Raw genomic sequence first — 17,470 nt, 5'->3', positions numbered from 1 at the left:
TTCAGCCTAATTCCTCACTAGGAGAATTGACTCATGGCACACAAAAAAGCTGGTGGTAGTACCCGTAACGGTCGCGACTCAGAAGCCAAACGCCTTGGCGTTAAGATGTATGGCGGCCAGAAAATCATTCCGGGCAACATCATCGTGCGTCAGCGCGGCACCCAATTCCACGCCGGTTACGGTGTTGGCATGGGTAAAGATCACACCCTCTTCGCGAAAATCGAAGGCGTGATCAAGTTTGAAGTAAAAGGCGCGTTCAACCGCCGTTACGTGAGCGTTGTCGCCGCTTAATTGCGCGATCGCTGGAAAAGCCCTGTCTTGCGACGGGGCTTTTTCGTTTGTGGAGTGAGTCTCTTGCAAAGCTGTTTGTAATGGGCTCAAGCAGCTGGATTTGCGGCTGTTGATTGAGGTCGCTGCGCTCATTTTTGCAAGAGTCTTATGTCTTGGTTTCTTAAGCTCGTCCGTGCGGCGAGAGGCGTTTTGTTATGAAGTTCGTTGATGAAGTTTCCATCCGAGTAAAAGCAGGCGACGGCGGTAACGGTTGCATGAGTTTCCGTCGCGAAAAATTCATCGAAAACGGTGGCCCCAACGGCGGTGACGGCGGTGACGGCGGTTCCATCTACATGATGGCCGACGAAAACCTCAACACCCTGGTGGACTACCGTTACACCCGGCATTTCGATGCCGAGCGTGGCTCCAACGGCGGCAGCACAGACTGCACCGGTAAAAAAGGCGAAGACCTGGTACTGCGCGTACCGGTCGGCACCACGATCATCGACTCCGCGACCCAGGAAGTGATTGGCGACCTGACCAAGGCCGGCCAGAAACTGATGGTTGTACAGGGCGGTTGGCACGGTCTGGGTAACACCCGATTCAAGTCCAGTACCAACCGTGCACCGCGCCAGACCACGCCGGGCAAGCCGGGCGAGCAGCGTGACCTGAAGCTGGAAATGAAAGTACTGGCTGACGTGGGCCTGCTGGGCCTGCCGAACGCCGGCAAAAGTACCTTCATCCGCTCGGTGTCGGCCGCCAAGCCGAAAGTCGCCGACTACCCGTTCACCACCCTGGTGCCAAACCTGGGCGTGGTCAGCGTCGACCGCTGGAAAAGCTTTGTGATCGCCGACATTCCCGGCCTGATCGAAGGGGCTTCCGACGGCGCAGGCCTGGGGATTCGCTTCCTCAAGCATTTGTCCCGCACCCGTTTGCTGCTGCACCTCGTCGACATGGCGCCCTTGGATGACACCAGTGCACCGGACGCCGCCGAAGTGATCGTCAGCGAGCTGACCAAGTTCAGCCCGGCCCTGGCCGAGCGTGATCGCTGGTTGGTGCTGAACAAATGCGACCAGATCCTCGAGGAAGAGCACGAGGAGCGCGTCAAGGAAATCGTCGATCGCCTGGAATGGACCGGTCCGGTCTACGTGATCTCGGCGATCGCCAAAGAAGGCACCGAGCGCCTGACCCGCGACATCATGCGCTACCTGGAAGACCGTGCCGACCGTCTGGCGGCCGACCCGGTATTCAAGGCCGAACTCGCCGAACTCGATCAGCAGATCGAAGACGAGGCCCGTGCCCAGTTGCAAGCCCTGGACGACCAGCGTGCCCTGCGCCGCAGCGGCGTGAAGTCGGTCCATGACATTGGCGACGATGATTGGGACGAAGAAGACGTGGATGACGAAGACGGTCCGGAAATCATTTACGTGCGCGACTGATCCGTTGCGATAAACTTGAACGCCGCTCCCAGGAGCGGCGTTTTGGTATCCGGGTATAACGTTATGGGCGGCGCTGGGTCGCGCGGCCCTCAATCTAAGGTTGAAGATGATGCGGAGCAAAGTGACAGGTGCGCAGCGCTGGGTCGTAAAGATCGGAAGTGCGCTGCTGACGGCAGATGGCAAAGGCCTGGATCGTGCAGCCATGAGCGTCTGGGTCGAGCAGATGGTGGCCTTGCATGAAGCAGGTGTCGAGTTGGTGCTGGTGTCGTCCGGGGCAGTTGCCGCCGGGATGAGCCGCCTCGGCTGGACCGCGCGACCCAGCGCGATGCATGAGCTGCAAGCCGCCGCCGCCATCGGCCAGATGGGCCTGGTGCAAGCCTGGGAATCCAGCTTTGCCGAGCACGGCCGCCACACGGCGCAGATCCTGCTGACCCACGACGACCTGTCCGACCGCAAGCGCTACCTCAACGCCCGCAGCACCTTGCGTGCGCTGGTGGAGCTCAAGGTCATCCCGGTGATCAACGAGAATGACACCGTGGTCACCGACGAAATCCGTTTCGGCGACAACGACACCCTGGCCGCGCTGGTGGCCAACCTGGTGGAGGCCGACCTGCTGGTGATCCTCACTGACCGCGACGGCATGTTCGACGCTGACCCACGCCATAACCCCGATGCCCAACTGATCTACGAAGCGCGCGCCGATGATCCGGCGCTCGACGCCGTGGCCGGCAGCGTCGGCGGCGCCCTGGGGCGTGGCGGCATGCAGACCAAGTTGCGCGCAGCACGCCTGGCAGCACGTTCCGGGGCCCACACCATCATCGTCGGTGGGCGCCTGGAGCGTGTGCTGGATCGCCTCAAGGCGGGTGAGCGCATCGGTACGCTGCTGTCGCCCGAACGCGGCATGCTCGCGGCGCGCAAGCAATGGCTGGCCGGGCACCTGCAAACCCGTGGCACCCTGGTGCTCGACGATGGCGCGGTGTCGGCGTTGTCCCAGGGCAACAAGAGCCTGCTGCCGGTGGGCGTCAAGTTGGTGCAGGGCAGCTTCCGCCGTGGCGAGATGGTGGTGTGCGTGGCGCCCGACGGTCGTGAGATCGCCCGGGGCCTGGCCAACTACAGCGCCCTGGAAGCGCAGAAAATCATCGGACAATCGTCTGACGCGATTGTCGGACTCTTGGGTTACATGGCGGAGCCGGAACTGGTTCACCGCGATAACCTGATCCTGGTCTAAACAAAGGGAATACACGATGCGCGTGATGAAGGGATTGCTCGGCCTGCTGCTGGCCCTGCCGCTGCTGGCTTCGGCCGAAGAAGTTGGCCAGGTGTCGACGGTGTTCAAGTTCGTCGGCCCCAACGACCGGATTGTGGTCGAAGCGTTCGATGACCCCAAGGTCGACGGCGTGACCTGCTATTTGTCGCGCGCCAAGACCGGTGGCGTGAAAGGCGGCCTGGGCCTGGCCGAAGACCGTGCCGAAGCCTCGATCGCCTGCCGTCAGGTCGGCCCGATTCGCTTCAAGGGCGAGCTCAAGGACGGCGACGAAGTGTTCAAGGAGCGCACCTCGCTGGTGTTCAAGACCATGCAGGTGGTGCGTTTCCTCGACAAGAAGCGCAATACCCTGGTGTACCTGGTCTACAGTGACCGCTTGATCGAAGGCAGCCCGCAGAACGCGGTGACGGCGATTCCTATTCTGCCGTGGCCGACCGCTCAGTAATCCGCAGGCGAGTTTTGCAATCGGCGTCTATGATTGCAGGCTTGCGGGTTGTAATCTCGAAGCGCTGCTTTGCTAAGAACATGGGAAATCTGGAGTTCGTCATGAGTGCTTTCCACGACCTGAAACTCAAAGCTTTGGACGGACAAGAGCTGCCGCTGGCGCCCTTCAAGGGGCACGTTGTGCTGGTGGTCAACGTAGCCTCCAAATGTGGCTTGACCCCGCAGTACGCTGCGTTGGAAAACCTCTATCAGCAGTACAAGGACCAGGGTTTTACCGTGCTTGGCCTGCCGTGCAACCAGTTTGCTGGCCAGGAACCGGGCACCGAGGAAGAAATCCGCGAGTTCTGCAGCCTGAACTACGGCGTGACCTTCCCCCTGGGCAGCAAACTCGATGTGAACGGCCCTGAGCGTCACCAACTGTACCGTTTGCTGGCGGGCGAGGGTGCAGAGTTTCCAGGGGATATCACCTGGAATTTCGAGAAATTCCTGCTGGGCAAGGATGGCCGGGTCCTCGCGCGATTCTCGCCGCGCACTGCACCGGATGATCCGACGGTCGTGCAGGCCATCGAAAAAGCCCTGAGTTGAACACCTGCCGGTGCAGCTTCAAGTTGTAAGCTTGAAGCTGCAAGTAGAAGCACATGCGCGGCTCTTGCAGCTTTAAACCTGCAGCTAGCCGCTGCTTTCATACCCCTTAATCACCCAAATCAATAGTGCTATTCGGCACGCTGCACTCCCCATATTATCCGCATCATAAACCTCGTTTTCCGCGGAGTGCTCCCATGCCTGTCCAAGCCCTGTTCAAACCGTTCCAGCTCGGTGCACTGCAGCTGTCGACCCGTGTAGTCATGGCGCCGATGACCCGTTCGTTTTCCCCAGGTGGCGTGCCTGATTCCAAGGTCATCGAGTACTACCGCCGCCGTGCCGCTGCCGGCGTGGGCCTGATCATTACCGAAGGCACCGTGGTTGGTCACCCGGCCTCCAATGGCTACCCGAATGTCCCGCATTTCTACGGCGAGGCGGCGCTGGCCGGTTGGAAGAAGGTCGTCGATGCCGTGCACGCCGAAGGTGGCAAGATTGTCCCGCAACTCTGGCACGTGGGCAGTGTGCGCCGCATCGGTACCGAGCCTGACGCCAGTGTGCCGGCCTACGGCCCGATGGAAAAACTCAAGGATGGCAACGTGGTCGTCCACGGCATGACCGCCCAGGACATCCAGGAGGTGATTGCCGCGTTTGCCCAGGCCGCCAAGGATGCCCAGCGCATCGGCATGGACGGCGTGGAAATCCATGGCGCCCATGGCTATCTGGTCGACCAGTTCTTCTGGGAAGGCAGCAACCAGCGCACCGACGAATACGGCGGCAGCCTGGCCAACCGGTCGCGCTTTGCCATCGAACTGATCCAGGCCACCCGCGCCGCCGTCGGCCCGGACTTCCCGATCATCTTGCGTTTCTCCCAATGGAAGCAGCAGGACTACACCGCACGCCTGGTGCAAACCCCCGAGGCGTTGGGTGAATTCCTCAAGCCGTTGTCTGATGCCGGTGTGGATATTTTCCACTGCTCCACCCGCCGTTTCTGGGAGCCGGAGTTCGAAGGTTCCGACCTCAACCTCGCCGGCTGGACCCGCCAACTCACGGGTAAACCGACGATCACCGTGGGCAGTGTCGGCCTGGATGGCGAATTCCTGCAGTTCATGGTCAATACCGACAAGGTCGCCCAACCGGCCAGTCTGGAAAAACTGCTGGAGCGCTTGAACAACGACGAGTTCGACCTGGTCGCTGTTGGTCGTGCGCTGCTGGTAGATCCGGATTGGGCCGTGAAGGTGCGTGAAGGTCGTGAAGGCGACATTCTGCCGTTCAGTCGCGAGGCGTTGACGACCCTGGTGTAGGGGGGAGCCCAGGCCTGCGGTCACTATCGACGGCTGAGCGTGAAGGTTTAGCTGTTTCAGGCGAAAGGCCGGGTATTGAGTACCCGGCCTTCCGCTTGTGTTCAGACCATCATTCGCCTCAATGCTTATTGCCTTGTCCTTGGTCCATATTGGTTAAAGCTAGAAGTGCTGTCCGTCTGGTCGGAACGTGCCCATTGAGGTGGCCTGACGGAACATTGCTCCTGGTTTGGGCGCGTACCGCCAGGTCGTGGGAGGCCGTCAGTGGGCTGCGGGCGTTGCCAGGCGTTCTGCGCCGGCTGCCAGGCGTTTTGCGGGCGTGTGGACTGTGGGCGGTTGTCAGGGTTGTGCAGTGGGCGTTGCCAGTCGTTCTGCGCCGGCCGCCAGGCGTTTTGCGGGCGTGTGGACTGCGGGCGGTTGTCAGGGTTATGCGGTGGGCGTTGCCAGTCGTTCTGCGCCGGCCGCCAGGCGTTTTGCGGGCGTGTGGACTGCGGGCGGTTGTCAGGGGTGTGCGATGGGCGTTGCCAGTCATTCTGCGCCGTTTGCCAGTTGTTTTGCGGGCGCGAAGGTTGCGGGCGGTTCCAGCCAGTGTTTGCGTGGTTCTGGTGGTTGTGACCGCTTCCTGATGGGGATGCCCATGCGGAGGGGTTGAATGGTTGGAATCTCAGCGCCATTGATCCATTTATCAGTGTCGACATAGTGCTCTCTATTAGTTTTTCAGCATGAATGACCTGCCTCGTTCGAGTGTGTTTCACAGGGGCACACCCCCTCTTACGGCAGGTGTCATATCAGTGGTGATAATTCGCTCGACGTTCCGGAAATATCCTGTTGTGGCGTACCGATTCAGGCAGTCTCAGGGAGGGATTCCTACCGTTGAAACCAGTATTCAATGGGTAGGCAGGCAGGGCGGGGAATTGGCCTACGTCATTCGTAGAGCGTTCAACGAATGTCAGGCAGTGTGGGAGCTGCCGAATGTTCTGCGCACACATCGCGTAACTGGTTCTCGAACTGCTCGATAATCGCCGGCCAGCCCTGGCGGCTCGCATGTTGGCGTGCATTGAGGCGGGCCCTGCGCAAATGTTCGCTGTCTTCCAGCAACCATCTGGCCGCATCGCAAAACGCGTCCTCATCACCCGGCATGGCCAGCACACCGTTGTAACCATGGCGGATATGCTGGGTCGCCGCCGCCTGGTCGTACGCCACCACACCCAGGCCGGAGGCCATGGCCTCGAGCACCACATTGCCGAAGGTTTCGGTCAGGCTGGGGAACAGGAACACATCCCCTGATGCGTAATGCCGCGCCAGTTCTTCGCCGCGCTGGGTGCCACAGAACACCGCGTCGGGCAGGTCGCGCTCGAGCATCGGGCGTTGCGGGCCATCGCCGACGATGATCAGCTTCAGCCGACGCTGTGGATAAGTTGCCTGCAGCGCGTCAAAGCAGCGCTTGAGCAGCCCGAGGTTTTTCTCCTGGGCCAGGCGCCCCACGTGCAGCACGGCAATATCGTCGTTTTCCAGGCCCCAGCTTTCCCGCAGTGCGTTGTCACGCTTGGCCGGGTGGAATAACTGGCTGTCCACCCCGCGCGCCAGCATCCCCAGGCGCTCGAAATGCCGACGCTCCAGTTCCAGGCGTTGGCTGGCGCTGGGCACCAGGGTCAAGGTCGAACGGTTATGAAACCAGCGCAGGTAGTGCGTGACCATGCGGCTTAACAGGCTCAGGCCGTACTGGTTGGAGTACTGCTGGAAATTGGTGTGAAAACCGCTGACCACACTGATTCCCAGGCGCCGTGCCGCCCGCAGCGCCGACAGCCCCAGCGGCCCTTCAGTGGCGATATACAGCACGTCCGGGCGCTGGCGTGTCCAACGGCGCAGCAACTTGTGCATCGACGACTGGCCCCATTGCAGGCCGGGGTAACCCGGCAGCGGCCAGCCACGGCAGAGCAGCAAGCCATCATCGCTGGGCCGGCTTGCATCGGCGCCCTGGCGCGGGCGAACCAGTTCGACTTGATGGCCGCGCGCGCGCAAACCTTCGCACAGGCGGCCAAGGGTATTGGCCACCCCGTTGATCTCTGGCGGGAAGGTTTCGGTGATGAGAGTGATGTGGAGCGAAGCTGTCGTCATGACCCACAGTGTCGCCGTGGGCCATGTCGCCATTGTGTCATGCAGATGATGGATTTATGACTTGGCCACTTTCGGCGTCGCCATGGCCTCGGCGCCCTGTTCACGCACCCAGAACAACGTCGCCCCGGCCACTGCCGCCGGCATCATCAACAGGTTGACCACTGGCACCAGCAGCACCAGGTAGACGATGCCGCCGAAGCTCATGCTCTGCCAGCGCTTCTGGCGCAGCCAGGCGAGCATTTCGTTCCAGCCCAGCTTGTGGTTATCGGCCGGGTAGTCGATGTATTGGATCGCCATCATCCACACGCCGAACAGCAGCCACAGTGGCGCGGCGATCAGGTTGACCACCGGAATGAAAGACAGGATAAACAGGCCGATGGCCCGTGGCAGGAAGTAGCCCAGCTTGCGCATTTCCCGGGCCAGGGTACGCGGAACCATTTCAATCAGTTCGCCCCAGCTGAAGGCCGGGAAGTCATCGGTACCCCGTACCACCACTTCGACTTTCTCGGAAAGAAAGCCATTGAACGGTGCCGCGATGATATTGGCGAGCATGGTGAAGGTGAAAAACACCATCAGCACCACCAGCACTACAAACAGCGGCCATAGCAGGTAATTCAGAAAGCTCAGCCAGCCGGGCAGGGTCGGCATCAAGTGGTCGACCCACAGGCTGAACTGATGGCCGGCAAAGTAGATCAAGCCGACGAACAGCACCAGGTTGATCGCCAGCGGCAGCAGCACAAACAGCCGCAGGCCGGGGCTCAGCACCAGTTTGAGGCCTTCACGCAGGTATTGCGGGCCGGAAAGAACAGGGGCGGGCATGGAGAACTCCGAGCAGGATGACGAACGCGCCGACCTTACCGGCTTTGCCTTCAAGGCGAAAGCGTGGTCGGTGTGACGACATCAACGGTAACAAAGGCGTCGATTAATCGGCCTGACTGCATAGAGACCGCCTATGAGCTGGATTGTTATTCCGTATTTCCTTAATCTTGCCCCCCTCGATACGCTGCACCCATTATTTTTCAGGGCCTGCGAGTTAAAGCCTTCCCCAAGTGCTTCGTGGTCCCTTTTTTATTCCAGCCGTCTTGTAGTCCGGGCGGTCGATAGGAGTGAGTCATGTCTGATACCCGTCATTCGCGAGTGATTATTCTCGGTTCCGGCCCTGCCGGTTACAGCGCTGCCGTCTACGCTGCCCGGGCCAACCTCAAGCCGCTGCTGATCACCGGCATGCAGGCGGGCGGTCAGTTGACCACCACCACTGAAGTCGACAACTGGCCGGGCGATGTCCACGGCCTGACCGGCCCGGTGTTGATGGAGCGTATGAAAGAGCACGCCGAGCGCTTTGAAACCGAGATCGTGTTTGATCACATCAACAAGGTCGACTTCTCCAAGAAGCCTTACAGCCTGACCGGCGACAGCGGCGTCTACACCTGCGATGCACTGATCATCGCCACCGGTGCCAGCGCTCGCTACCTGGGCCTGCCATCGGAAGAAGCGTTCATGGGCAAGGGTGTTTCCGCTTGCGCCACCTGTGACGGGTTCTTCTACCGCAACAAGCCGGTCGCCGTGGTCGGTGGCGGCAACACGGCCGTGGAAGAGGCGCTGTACCTGGCCAACATCGCCAGCACCGTGACCCTGGTTCACCGCCGCGAGACGTTCCGCGCCGAGAAGATCCTGATCGACAAGCTGCACGCCCGTGTCGCCGAAGGCAAGATCATCCTCAAGCTCAACGCCACTCTGGATGAAGTCCTGGGCGACAACATGGGTGTGACCGGTGCTCGCCTGAAAAACAACGACGGCAGCTTCGACGAGCTGAAAGTCGACGGCGTGTTCATCGCCATCGGCCACACCCCGAACACGTCGTTGTTCGAAGGCGTGCTGGAAGCCAAAGACGGTTACCTGGTGGTGCAAGGCGGTCGTGAAGGCAACGCCACCGCGACCAACATCGAAGGCATCTTCGCTGCCGGCGACGTGGCCGACCACGTCTACCGCCAGGCCATCACCTCGGCCGGCGCCGGTTGCATGGCGGCCCTGGACGCCGAGCGTTACCTCGACGGTTTGAAGGACGCTGCGTTCTAAATTGTTGAAATAAAAAAACCGGCTACGAGGCCGGTTTTTTTATGGGTGCAATTTAAATCTGGGAGGGACAAGCCCTCTCCCACATTTTGATCTGCATCTGACTCAGGATTTGCGGGTCAGTGGCTGGGCGGCGAATTTCACACCTGCCAACCCATGGGCAATCAACGCGCGGATATTGCCATGGTCACTGCCCTCAGGCGTGGCCACCACCGAGCGGTAATGCTCGCCAAACGCCAGCAGCGCTTCCTGGTCGCTCAAGCCTTCCAGCAGCGCCAGGCCCAAGGTCTTGCACGAACCTTCGTTCTGCCCGGCAGCGTTTTCCACATCGCCGTTGGTGAAGGCCTGCGGCTGGTAATCGTAACCGGCAGCGATAAACGCCAGGGTGTCGGCAAAAACGTGTGCGCCGCTGTCGAGGCTGGCGCGCAGGGTGTTCAAATCAGTCATGGGTTTTTCCTTTGGCGAACGCCGCCTGTTGTTCGGCGCTGGCTTCTTGCTGGTATTGGGCTTTCCACTCGGCGTACGGCATGCCGTACACCACTTCACGGGCGTCATCGAGGCTCAGCTCGATCTGGCGCTCGTCGGCCTCGGCCTTGTACCACTTGGACAGGCAGTTACGGCAGAAACCGGCGAGGTTCATCAGGTCGATGTTCTGCACATCCTTGCGGCTGTCCAGGTGCGCCACCAGGCGGCGGAAGGCGGCGGCTTCGAGTTCGAGGCGTTGTTGATCGTTCATAGGGCTCACTGACAATTCAGGGGTTAGCGGCTGGCCGCCAGGGTAATCGACACCGACTCGGCAAAGCGCAGCGCATGGGGCTTGTCCACTTCGACTTCGGCGTACAGCACCGATTCGTTGCTCATCACCAGGTCCAGCAGTTCCTGGGTCAGGCGCTCCAGCAAGGCAAAGCGGTTGCCTTCCACGTGGGCGATGATGGCCTTGGTGATGGTGCGGTAGTTCAGCGCGTGGTCGATGTCGTTGTCGCGCACGGCTTCCTGGGCGGCATACAGGATGGTCAGGTTGATCAGCACATCCTGCTTGTTGAGGATTTCGTCCTCATTGATACCGATGAAGGTGCGCAGGCACAGGTCCTTGACCCGGATGCGCGCCATGCCTGGTTGAAGTTGTGGCATTGCTACTTGCTCCGTCCAATCAGTTGCAGGAACTCCATGCGCGTGGTGTTCGACTCGCGGAACGCGCCGAGCATCACCGAGGTGTTCATGGTTGAATTCTGTTTTTCCACGCCGCGCATCATCATGCACATGTGCTTGGCTTCGATCACCACGGCCACGCCAGCGGCCTGGGTCACGTCCTGGATGGCATCGGCGATTTGCCGGGTGAGGTTTTCCTGGATCTGCAGGCGCCGGGCGAACATGTCGACGATGCGCGCCAGCTTCGACAGGCCCAGTACCCTGCCGGTCGGAATATAGGCCACGTGGGCCTTGCCGATAAAGGGCAGCAGGTGATGCTCGCACAGCGAATACAGCTCGATGTCCTTGAGGATCACCATCTCGTCGTTGTCGGAGGCGAACAGTGCGCCGTTGACGATTTCCTCGAGGTTCTGTTCATAGCCATGACACAGGTACTGCATGGCCTTGGCGGCGCGCTTGGGGGTGTCGAGCAAGCCTTCGCGTTCCGGGTCTTCGCCCAGGCCCTTGAGGATCTCGCGGTAATGGTGGGGCAGGGATAAGGTCATACAACATCCTCACAAACGGCTTACTTGATATGCCGCCCGCCGTTGACGGTCAGGGTGGTACCGGTGACATAGGGGTTGTCCAGCAGGTAACGCACACTCTGGTAGATCACCTCGGGGCCAGGCTCGATGCCCAGGGCCGACTTGGCCAGCACCTTGGTGCGATAGGCCGCGTCGTCGCCTTCGTTGAACATCACCATCGCCGGGGCGATGCCGTTGACCTTGATCAGCGGCGCAAACTGCGCGGCGAACGACAGCGTCAGGCTGTCGAGCCCGGCCTTGGTGGCGCAGTAGGCGATGTGCTGGCGGCTGCCCTTGCGTACCACGTCATCGCTGATATGCACGATGTCGGCAGGTGTCGAGCGTTGCAGCAAGGGTGAACAATGCAGGTTGATCAGGTATGGCGCAAGCATGTGCACGCTGAACATGTCGGTAAAGGCACGGCTTTCGTCGCCCGGCGCCTCCGCGACCCAAGCCGAAGCGTTGTGGATGATCGCACGCAGGCTTTGGGTGTGGCTGTTCAGTTCAGCGATAAACGCGAGAATCCCGGCTTCGGTGGAAAAGTCGGCAAACACGCCGACTGCGCCACGCTCACGCAGGGCCTGCACGCCGGGGCGTTCGCTGCGGTAGCTGAAAATCACCGGCTGGCCTTCGTCCAGCAGGCGCTCGGCGCAATGCAGGCCGACGCGCTGGCCGGCGCCGGTGATCAGGATCGGGGCGTTCGTTGCAGTCATGGGAGGCTCGCGTCGCTGGCAGGCGCAAATCATACCAGCGACGGGCCGCCCCTGTACTCACGCCGCCGCTTCGGAGGCCTTGCGCGGGGCTGGCGCTGGGTGCAGCCAGTTCGCCAGCAGGTGGGTCGACAGCGGAATGAACCAGTACACCATCAAGGGCGTGAGTGCGATTGTGCTGACCAGCACCCGTGGCCCCAGCTCGAGTTCACTGAGCAGCGGCCCCAGGACGAAGTTGAACAGCAGCGACACCGGGAAAAACGCCAGCCAGATCGCCACCGCCTGCTTCCAGCGTGGCGGACGGGCACCCGCTGCGCCAAACCAGCCATCGATGCCCCGTACACGGTGCTCGGACGGGTCGGCGAACAAATCGCTGCCACGGCTCAACCACGCACTGCGTGAAGCGGAAAACTCCCAGGCGTGCAGGGTCTTCTCATCGGCGAAGCGGAAAATGATCTGGAATTCATCGTCATTGGGCGGTGGGGCCAGCACGCCGGAGCCCAGGTAACCGGGGAAGTCGGTGGCCAATTGCTCGCCTTCGCGCAGCCAGGCCATCAGTTCTTCATAGCGCCCTTTGGCCACGCGGCGCGCAACCATCAAGGTGACGGGAGAGGTAGACATTGTGTATCTCCAAATGTACGGGTGCACTGGACCGTGTAGGTGGCGCACAGACGAAGCTGCGGGGTGTTGCAGCGACGCGTAAAAAGCAGGCAAGGATTATTCCTGTTTTACCCGAATACACCAGCGACATTGGTCCGAAAAGCGGGAAACTTGAAAAAGACAGGTGTAAAGGCGTTAAATGAGCGCCCAGTTAACGTTGGTTTTTTGGTCAAAAATGCCCGTGATTACTGCTCCGCTTGAAAGTGTTTCGCATCTGGATTCCACTGATTCCGATGAGCTGTTTCCGATCCGTGAAGTCTCGAGATTGACAGGCGTCAACCCGGTCACCCTGCGTGCCTGGGAGCGCCGTTATGGGCTGATACAGCCCACGCGCACCGAAAGCGGGCATCGCCTCTATTCCAAGGCCGATATACAGACAGTCCATCGTATTCTCGATTGGATCGAACGCGGCGTCGCCGTAAGCAAAGTGGGCAAGATCCTCGCTCGCGACGATCAGCAGGCCGAAGCCGTTCGTGCGCAGCGCAATGCGGTCGAGGAAAGCGAATGGCCGCAGTGGCAGGCGCGGCTGATGCAGGCCGTCAGCGACTTCGATGACCGTCAACTGGAGCGTGTGTATGGGCAGGTCCTGGCTACCTACCCACTTGACGTGGTGTTCCAGGACATTCTGATGCCCCTGTGGAATGAGCTGTTGCGTCATCAGGGGCGTTTCGGCCAGGCCAGCGAGTGGCTGTTCTTCGACAACTTCCTGCGAGTACGTGCCTTGGAGCGCCTGCAACTGGCGTGTGCTTCACCCGTGCCGCGGGTATTGCTGGCGGCCATGGCGGGTGAGTGCCGTAAGTTGGAGTTGCTGGTGGCGGCGCTCTTGATGAGCCGGGATGACCTGGCCGTGAAAGTGCTGGGCATGGGACAGCCGTTTGACGAGTTGACGCTGGTCTGCGAGAAGACTCACCCACAGGCGCTGATCCTCTTCTCCAATTACTCGCATAACCATGATCTTGCCGGGCGTTTGAACCGCTTGGCGTTGACCCTGGATTGCCCGCTGCTGCTTGCAGGTGCGGCGTCGGATCTTGCCGAGGACGGCCTGGCCGGCACGTCCATCGGCTGCCTGGGCAATGAAGGTCGCTTGATGCGGCGGCGCTTGCAACAGTTTCTCAGCGGCGCGCTGGATACCTGATTTCAGGCATGCATGTGCGGGTGGACCAGGCGGTGCTGGTGCAGGATGAACTGACGCAGGCGCTCGGTTTCATCCACGTCGCTTTGGCTCAAGCGGTAGGCAAACAAACCTCGCGCCGTTTCCCGCTCGAACGAGCCGCGCAGCGCGATGCGTTCGTAGCCCGACGGGCTGAACCACAGGGAAAAGGTTTTTGGCGGCTTGATCCGGCTGCGAATCTCCACCAGCACACCCTTGAATGACACTTCATGCACCCGCAGGGCGCCAGCAGCACCGCGGATGTTCTCCAGCGCCACCGGCGTTTCAAGCGCCAGGCGCCACGGGCGTATCATCGGCCCGTCTTCGAAAATACTCGGCACGCCCAAACGCAGATGCACCGCATTGAACTCATCCTCTACCAGATGCAGGGGGAAGGTCAGTTGCTGGTTGTCGAACTGCGCCTGGATGGTGAGGTGGTCATGGGCGGCCAGGCGGGTGAGCAAGTCGCGAATCTGTGCACCGCCGTTGACGGTCAGGCTCGACGAAGCATCCCGCAGGTTGAGTTGCGGGTTGTGCTGCATGCTCTGAATGAAATCCAGCTCATCCTGGGTCAGAAGCGCATTGCGTTGCATCGTGCTTGCTCAATGGAGAGGTATTAAAGTGCCATTATCCGCTGTTATGGCCGCAGTTTCTAAATTTTGTTTAATCCGCTTGTCGCTTTGAGCGCTGCCAGCTCGGCCTTGACCTCGGCCAGTTCACTTTCCAGCTGCGCGACACGCTGCTGGGCCTTGACCTGGAGCGTGACGTCCTTTTGTACACCGACGAAATACGTCTGCTTGTCCGCGGCGTTGTAAACCGTTGAAAGGGACAGTTCGTTCCAGAAATGGCTGCCGTCCTTGCGGTAATTGCGCAGGGTTTCCCGGCAGGCACCGCCGTTCTCCAGCGCTTCACGGATGGCCATCAGGGCCGGCTGGTCACGGTCGCCGGATTGCAGGAAGCGGCAATCCTGATAGAGGATTTCGTCGAGGGTGTAGCCGGTCAGCCGTTCGAATGCAGGGTTCACGTAGATCAGCGGCTTGTCCTTGCCTTCTCTTTCAGCGACGACGATGCCGTCGTTGGAAGCGTTGATCACCATTTGCATCAGCTTGGCGTTAATCATTGAGCGGTCCATGGCTTGTGGTTGGAGTGGGCAGTTTAAGACATGCCTTGAATCTTGCACGGCGGGCGCCGAAATATTTGCGCCAGCTGCTAATATCCCAGGCTTTCGCTCAACTACAGGATCAGATTGATGAAAGTCGCCATCCTTTCCGGCTCGGTGTACGGCACGGCTGAAGAAGTCGCGCGCCACGCCGCCGACCTCCTCAACAAGGCCGGCTTTGAGGCCTGGCACAATCCCCGTGCGACCTTGGCGGATGTAATAGCCTTCAGTCCGCAAGCCTTTCTGGCGGTGACCTCCACCACCGGCATGGGCGAATTGCCCGACAACCTGCAACCCCTGTATTCAACCATTCGCGACCAACTGCCCGCCGCTTGGCGCGGCCTGCCCGGCGCAGTGATCGGCCTGGGCGATGCCAGCTACGGCGATACCTTCTGTGGCGGTGGCGAGCAAATGCGCGAGCTGTTCGGCGAGTTGGGTGTGCGTGAAGTGCTGCCGATGCTGCGCCTGGACGCCAGCGAAAGCGTCACCCCGGAAGCCGACGCCGAGCCATGGCTGGCCGAGCTGGTCACTGCACTGCGCGCTTGACCGGAAACTCGCGTAACAACGCCAGCCAGGCCTGGGCGGCTTTCGACAGGTAGGCGCCCTCACGCCAGATAAAGGCAATGTCCCAGCGCAGGTAGTCGGGCGCCTTCAACGTCAGGCGCACCACCCCAGGTCGCACCAGCCCACGGGCGACCACGCTGGGCAGCAGCACCACGCCTTGGCCGGCGGCCACCAAGGCGGCGAGGAAATCCGCCTGGCCGCTGCGGCCGATTTCCTTCGGGGTAAAACCCAACTGCTGACACGCCTGCATCAGGCGGTCGTTAAGCACAAAGCTGCGCTGGTACATCAGGAACGGTGTGTCCGCCAATTCCTCGAGGCGCACCTGGGCGTTGTCCGCCAGGGGATGGTCAATCGGCAGCAGTGCGTCCAGGGGTTCATCGCAAAAGGCTTGCCAGGCAAACGCCGGGTCATTGGGTTTCAAGCTGCCGCCCACTTCCAGCTCACCGCTCAGGATGGCCTGTTCGATATTGCGGCTACCGCCTTCCAGCAGTTGGATGGTGACGTTCGGGTAGCGCCGGCGGTACTCGGCAAACAACCCGGCGAACAGCGTGTCACCCGCCAGCAGCGGCAGGCCCAGGCGCAACTCGCCGCGGGTGAGCTGCTGCATATCGTCCAGCTCGCTCAGCAGTTCGGCTTGCAGGCGCAACATGGCTTCGGCGCGTTGCAGTACGACCTGGCCGGCGGCGGTCAGGCGGATCTGCGAGCCGATGCGGTCGAGCAGCGGCGTGCCAAGGCTTTGCTCCAGTTGCGCCACCTGTTTGCTGACGGCGGACTGGCTGATATGCAGGGTTTTCCCTGCCTGGGTAAAGCCCCCTCGGTGGATCACTTCGACAAAGCTGCGCAGCTGTTTGAATTCCATCGGCCTGATTCCAGTTTGGAATGGCTTGCAGTCTAACAATTCGCTGTGGGGATGAAAGGCCTCGCTCTAAAATGGGGGCCTGCGAGGACCCAAAGCCCATGAAACGTTTTCCCATCAAACACCTTGGCCGTTTGCTGACTGAACTGGTCGTGCTGCTCGCGATTTATCTGCTGGGCACCCAGTTGGCGACCTGGCTGGCCTGGCCCATTCCCGGTGGCGTGGTGGGCCTGGGACTGTTGCTGGCAACGTTCGCCAGCGGCCTGGTCAAACCGGCGGCACTGCAATTGGGCGCCGGGGTGTTGATGGCCGAGATGCTGCTGTTCTTCATCCCGGCCCTGATGAGCCTGCTCGATTACGGTGGCCTGCTGCGCAACGATGGCTGGCGCATCCTGTTGGTGATCGGCTTGAGCACGCTGGCGGTGATGCTGGTCACGGCGTTTACGGTAGAAGCGGTGTGCCGCTGGAGGTTGCGCCATGAAGCTTGAGCTGATGCCGGTGTTCTGGCTCGCCTTGACCCTGGGCGCCTACGTATTCAGCCGCTGGCTCTACCGACGTACCGGGCGCTACCTGCTGTCGCCGCTGATCCTGGTGCCGGCACTGTTGCTGGCGGTGGCCTTGCCGATGCACACCGCCTATGCCGAATACGCCACCGACACCCACTGGCTGATGCTGGTGCTGGGCCCGGTGACTGTGGCGTTTGCCGTGCCGATCTGGCAGCAGCGCCGCTTGCTGGCGCGGCACTGGCCAGCGTTGTTGCTGGGCATGATGGCGGGCAGCGTGGCGTCGATCGCGACCTCGTTCGGCCTGGCAAAAGCCCTGGCGTTGGACAGCGCCGTGACGATGTCGCTGGTGCCGCGCTCGATCACCACACCGTTCGCCATGCCGGTGTCTTCCGACCTGGGTGGCGTGCCGGAGCTGACGGCGGTGTTTGTGATGTTCACCGGTGTGTTCGGCGCCATGCTCGGTGGTGTCTTGCTCAAATGGCTGCCGCTGCGGACACCCCTGGCACGTGGCGCATTGTTTGGCGTGGGCGCCCACGGTGCGGGTGTCAGCCGCGCCCATGAAGTGGGTGGCGAAGAGGGCTCGGTCGCCGGCCTGGTGATGGTGTTGACGGGGTTGCTCAACCTGTTTGCCGTGCCTTTTCTGGCGGCGCTTCTCTGACGCGCTT

Annotated in this window: 22 protein-coding genes; 11 read left to right on the top strand and 11 right to left on the bottom strand. The window is 61.1% G+C overall.

All coding sequences use genetic code 11. The features are described from left to right. Positions 1-33 precede the first annotated feature (33 nt). From rpmA to J1N02_RS08490, 6 genes are all read left to right on the top strand, one after another. A complete protein-coding gene (gene rpmA / locus J1N02_RS08515; protein WP_003176049.1) occupies positions 34-291 on the top strand; it encodes a 50S ribosomal protein L27 in 258 nt (85 codons plus the stop codon). A gap of 194 nt (positions 292-485) precedes the next feature. Next, positions 486-1,709 (top strand): Obg family GTPase CgtA, encoded by a 1,224-nt coding sequence (cgtA, locus tag J1N02_RS08510; RefSeq protein ID WP_015885843.1) that lies wholly within the window; start codon positions 486-488, stop codon positions 1,707-1,709. Positions 1,710-1,818: 109 nt separating this feature from the next. Next, on the top strand, positions 1,819-2,937 hold the full coding sequence (gene proB, locus J1N02_RS08505) for a glutamate 5-kinase (RefSeq protein ID WP_065939004.1): 1,119 nt from the start codon (positions 1,819-1,821) through the stop codon (positions 2,935-2,937). A gap of 16 nt (positions 2,938-2,953) precedes the next feature. After that, complete coding sequence (locus J1N02_RS08500; RefSeq protein WP_027607650.1) at positions 2,954-3,418, top strand: CreA family protein; 465 nt, start codon at positions 2,954-2,956, stop codon at positions 3,416-3,418. Between the two features lie 101 nt (positions 3,419-3,519). Continuing rightward, positions 3,520-4,002 carry a glutathione peroxidase gene (locus tag J1N02_RS08495; RefSeq protein ID WP_027607649.1) on the top strand — a complete coding sequence of 161 codons (483 nt, stop codon included), beginning with the start codon at positions 3,520-3,522 and terminating at the stop codon, positions 4,000-4,002. 194 nt (positions 4,003-4,196) lie between these two features. Next, on the top strand, positions 4,197-5,300 hold the full coding sequence (locus tag J1N02_RS08490; protein WP_092359315.1) for an NADH:flavin oxidoreductase: 1,104 nt from the start codon (positions 4,197-4,199) through the stop codon (positions 5,298-5,300). Between the two features lie 936 nt (positions 5,301-6,236). Here J1N02_RS08490 and J1N02_RS08485 read toward each other — a convergent pair. After that, the gene (locus J1N02_RS08485) at positions 6,237-7,415 is read right to left on the bottom strand and encodes a glycosyltransferase family 4 protein (RefSeq protein WP_027607647.1); all 1,179 of its coding nucleotides are present in this window, start codon (positions 7,413-7,415) and stop codon (positions 6,237-6,239) included. A 54-nt stretch (positions 7,416-7,469) separates the two neighbouring features. After that, positions 7,470-8,234 (bottom strand): sulfate transporter CysZ, encoded by a 765-nt coding sequence (gene cysZ / locus J1N02_RS08480; protein WP_027607646.1) that lies wholly within the window; start codon positions 8,232-8,234, stop codon positions 7,470-7,472. Between the two features lie 294 nt (positions 8,235-8,528). On the opposite strand from cysZ, the gene trxB reads away from it, so the two are divergent. Further along, on the top strand, positions 8,529-9,491 hold the full coding sequence (gene trxB, locus J1N02_RS08475; RefSeq protein WP_025858049.1) for a thioredoxin-disulfide reductase: 963 nt from the start codon (positions 8,529-8,531) through the stop codon (positions 9,489-9,491). Positions 9,492-9,593: 102 nt separating this feature from the next. On the opposite strand, the gene J1N02_RS08470 is transcribed toward trxB, so the two are convergent. From J1N02_RS08470 to J1N02_RS08445, 6 genes are read right to left on the bottom strand one after another with little or no spacing between them, the layout of a single operon-like run. Beyond that, positions 9,594-9,935 carry a HopJ type III effector protein gene (locus J1N02_RS08470; RefSeq protein ID WP_027607645.1) on the bottom strand — a complete coding sequence of 114 codons (342 nt, stop codon included), beginning with the start codon at positions 9,933-9,935 and terminating at the stop codon, positions 9,594-9,596. Next, positions 9,928-10,224, bottom strand: a complete 297-nt coding sequence (locus J1N02_RS08465) for a DUF1244 domain-containing protein (RefSeq protein ID WP_027607644.1) — start codon at positions 10,222-10,224, stop codon at positions 9,928-9,930. The genes J1N02_RS08470 and J1N02_RS08465 overlap by 8 nt, the downstream gene beginning before the upstream one ends. 23 nt (positions 10,225-10,247) lie before the next feature. Further along, positions 10,248-10,619, bottom strand: a complete 372-nt coding sequence (folX, locus tag J1N02_RS08460; RefSeq protein WP_003194073.1) for a dihydroneopterin triphosphate 2'-epimerase — start codon at positions 10,617-10,619, stop codon at positions 10,248-10,250. A 2-nt stretch (positions 10,620-10,621) separates the two neighbouring features. Beyond that, on the bottom strand, positions 10,622-11,182 hold the full coding sequence (gene folE, locus J1N02_RS08455) for a GTP cyclohydrolase I FolE (protein ID WP_027607643.1): 561 nt from the start codon (positions 11,180-11,182) through the stop codon (positions 10,622-10,624). A gap of 20 nt (positions 11,183-11,202) precedes the next feature. Then, positions 11,203-11,913: a dihydromonapterin reductase gene (gene folM, locus J1N02_RS08450; protein WP_027607642.1), complete on the bottom strand. Its 711-nt coding sequence runs from the start codon at positions 11,911-11,913 to the stop codon at positions 11,203-11,205. A gap of 57 nt (positions 11,914-11,970) precedes the next feature. Further along, complete coding sequence (locus tag J1N02_RS08445) at positions 11,971-12,531, bottom strand: antibiotic biosynthesis monooxygenase (RefSeq protein ID WP_027607641.1); 561 nt, start codon at positions 12,529-12,531, stop codon at positions 11,971-11,973. A 214-nt stretch (positions 12,532-12,745) separates the two neighbouring features. Between J1N02_RS08445 and J1N02_RS08440 the strand changes: the two genes are divergently transcribed. Further along, positions 12,746-13,705 (top strand): MerR family transcriptional regulator, encoded by a 960-nt coding sequence (locus J1N02_RS08440; protein ID WP_368963197.1) that lies wholly within the window; start codon positions 12,746-12,748, stop codon positions 13,703-13,705. A 2-nt stretch (positions 13,706-13,707) separates the two neighbouring features. Here J1N02_RS08440 and J1N02_RS08435 read toward each other — a convergent pair whose 3' ends face one another. Then, positions 13,708-14,313 carry a hypothetical protein gene (locus J1N02_RS08435; RefSeq protein ID WP_027607639.1) on the bottom strand — a complete coding sequence of 202 codons (606 nt, stop codon included), beginning with the start codon at positions 14,311-14,313 and terminating at the stop codon, positions 13,708-13,710. A gap of 59 nt (positions 14,314-14,372) precedes the next feature. Beyond that, positions 14,373-14,840 (bottom strand): PAS domain-containing protein, encoded by a 468-nt coding sequence (locus J1N02_RS08430; RefSeq protein WP_027607638.1) that lies wholly within the window; start codon positions 14,838-14,840, stop codon positions 14,373-14,375. Positions 14,841-14,969: 129 nt separating this feature from the next. On the opposite strand from J1N02_RS08430, the gene J1N02_RS08425 reads away from it, so the two are divergent. After that, positions 14,970-15,425, top strand: a complete 456-nt coding sequence (locus tag J1N02_RS08425; RefSeq protein WP_065925982.1) for a flavodoxin — start codon at positions 14,970-14,972, stop codon at positions 15,423-15,425. Here the strand turns inward: J1N02_RS08425 and J1N02_RS08420 are convergent. Continuing rightward, positions 15,406-16,302, bottom strand: a complete 897-nt coding sequence (locus J1N02_RS08420) for a LysR family transcriptional regulator (protein ID WP_368963194.1) — start codon at positions 16,300-16,302, stop codon at positions 15,406-15,408. The two genes, J1N02_RS08425 and J1N02_RS08420, sit on opposite strands and share 20 nt — an antisense overlap. A 98-nt stretch (positions 16,303-16,400) precedes the next feature. Here J1N02_RS08420 and J1N02_RS08415 point away from each other — a divergent pair, with 98 nt between their 5' ends. Both J1N02_RS08415 and J1N02_RS08410 read left to right on the top strand, forming a co-directional pair. Then, on the top strand, positions 16,401-16,787 hold the full coding sequence (locus tag J1N02_RS08415) for a CidA/LrgA family protein (RefSeq protein ID WP_368963192.1): 387 nt from the start codon (positions 16,401-16,403) through the stop codon (positions 16,785-16,787). Further along, on the top strand, positions 16,777-17,463 hold the full coding sequence (locus J1N02_RS08410; protein ID WP_027607634.1) for an LrgB family protein: 687 nt from the start codon (positions 16,777-16,779) through the stop codon (positions 17,461-17,463). Before J1N02_RS08415 ends, J1N02_RS08410 begins: the two co-directional genes overlap by 11 nt. Positions 17,464-17,470: the final 7 nt, after the last annotated feature.

The organism is Pseudomonas sp. NFX5 (assembly GCF_049132125.1).
Lineage (GTDB): Bacteria > Pseudomonadota > Gammaproteobacteria > Pseudomonadales > Pseudomonadaceae > Aquipseudomonas > Aquipseudomonas marginalis.
Note: the sequence above shows the minus strand (reverse complement) of the source record. Positions and strands in the feature narration are given on the sequence as shown.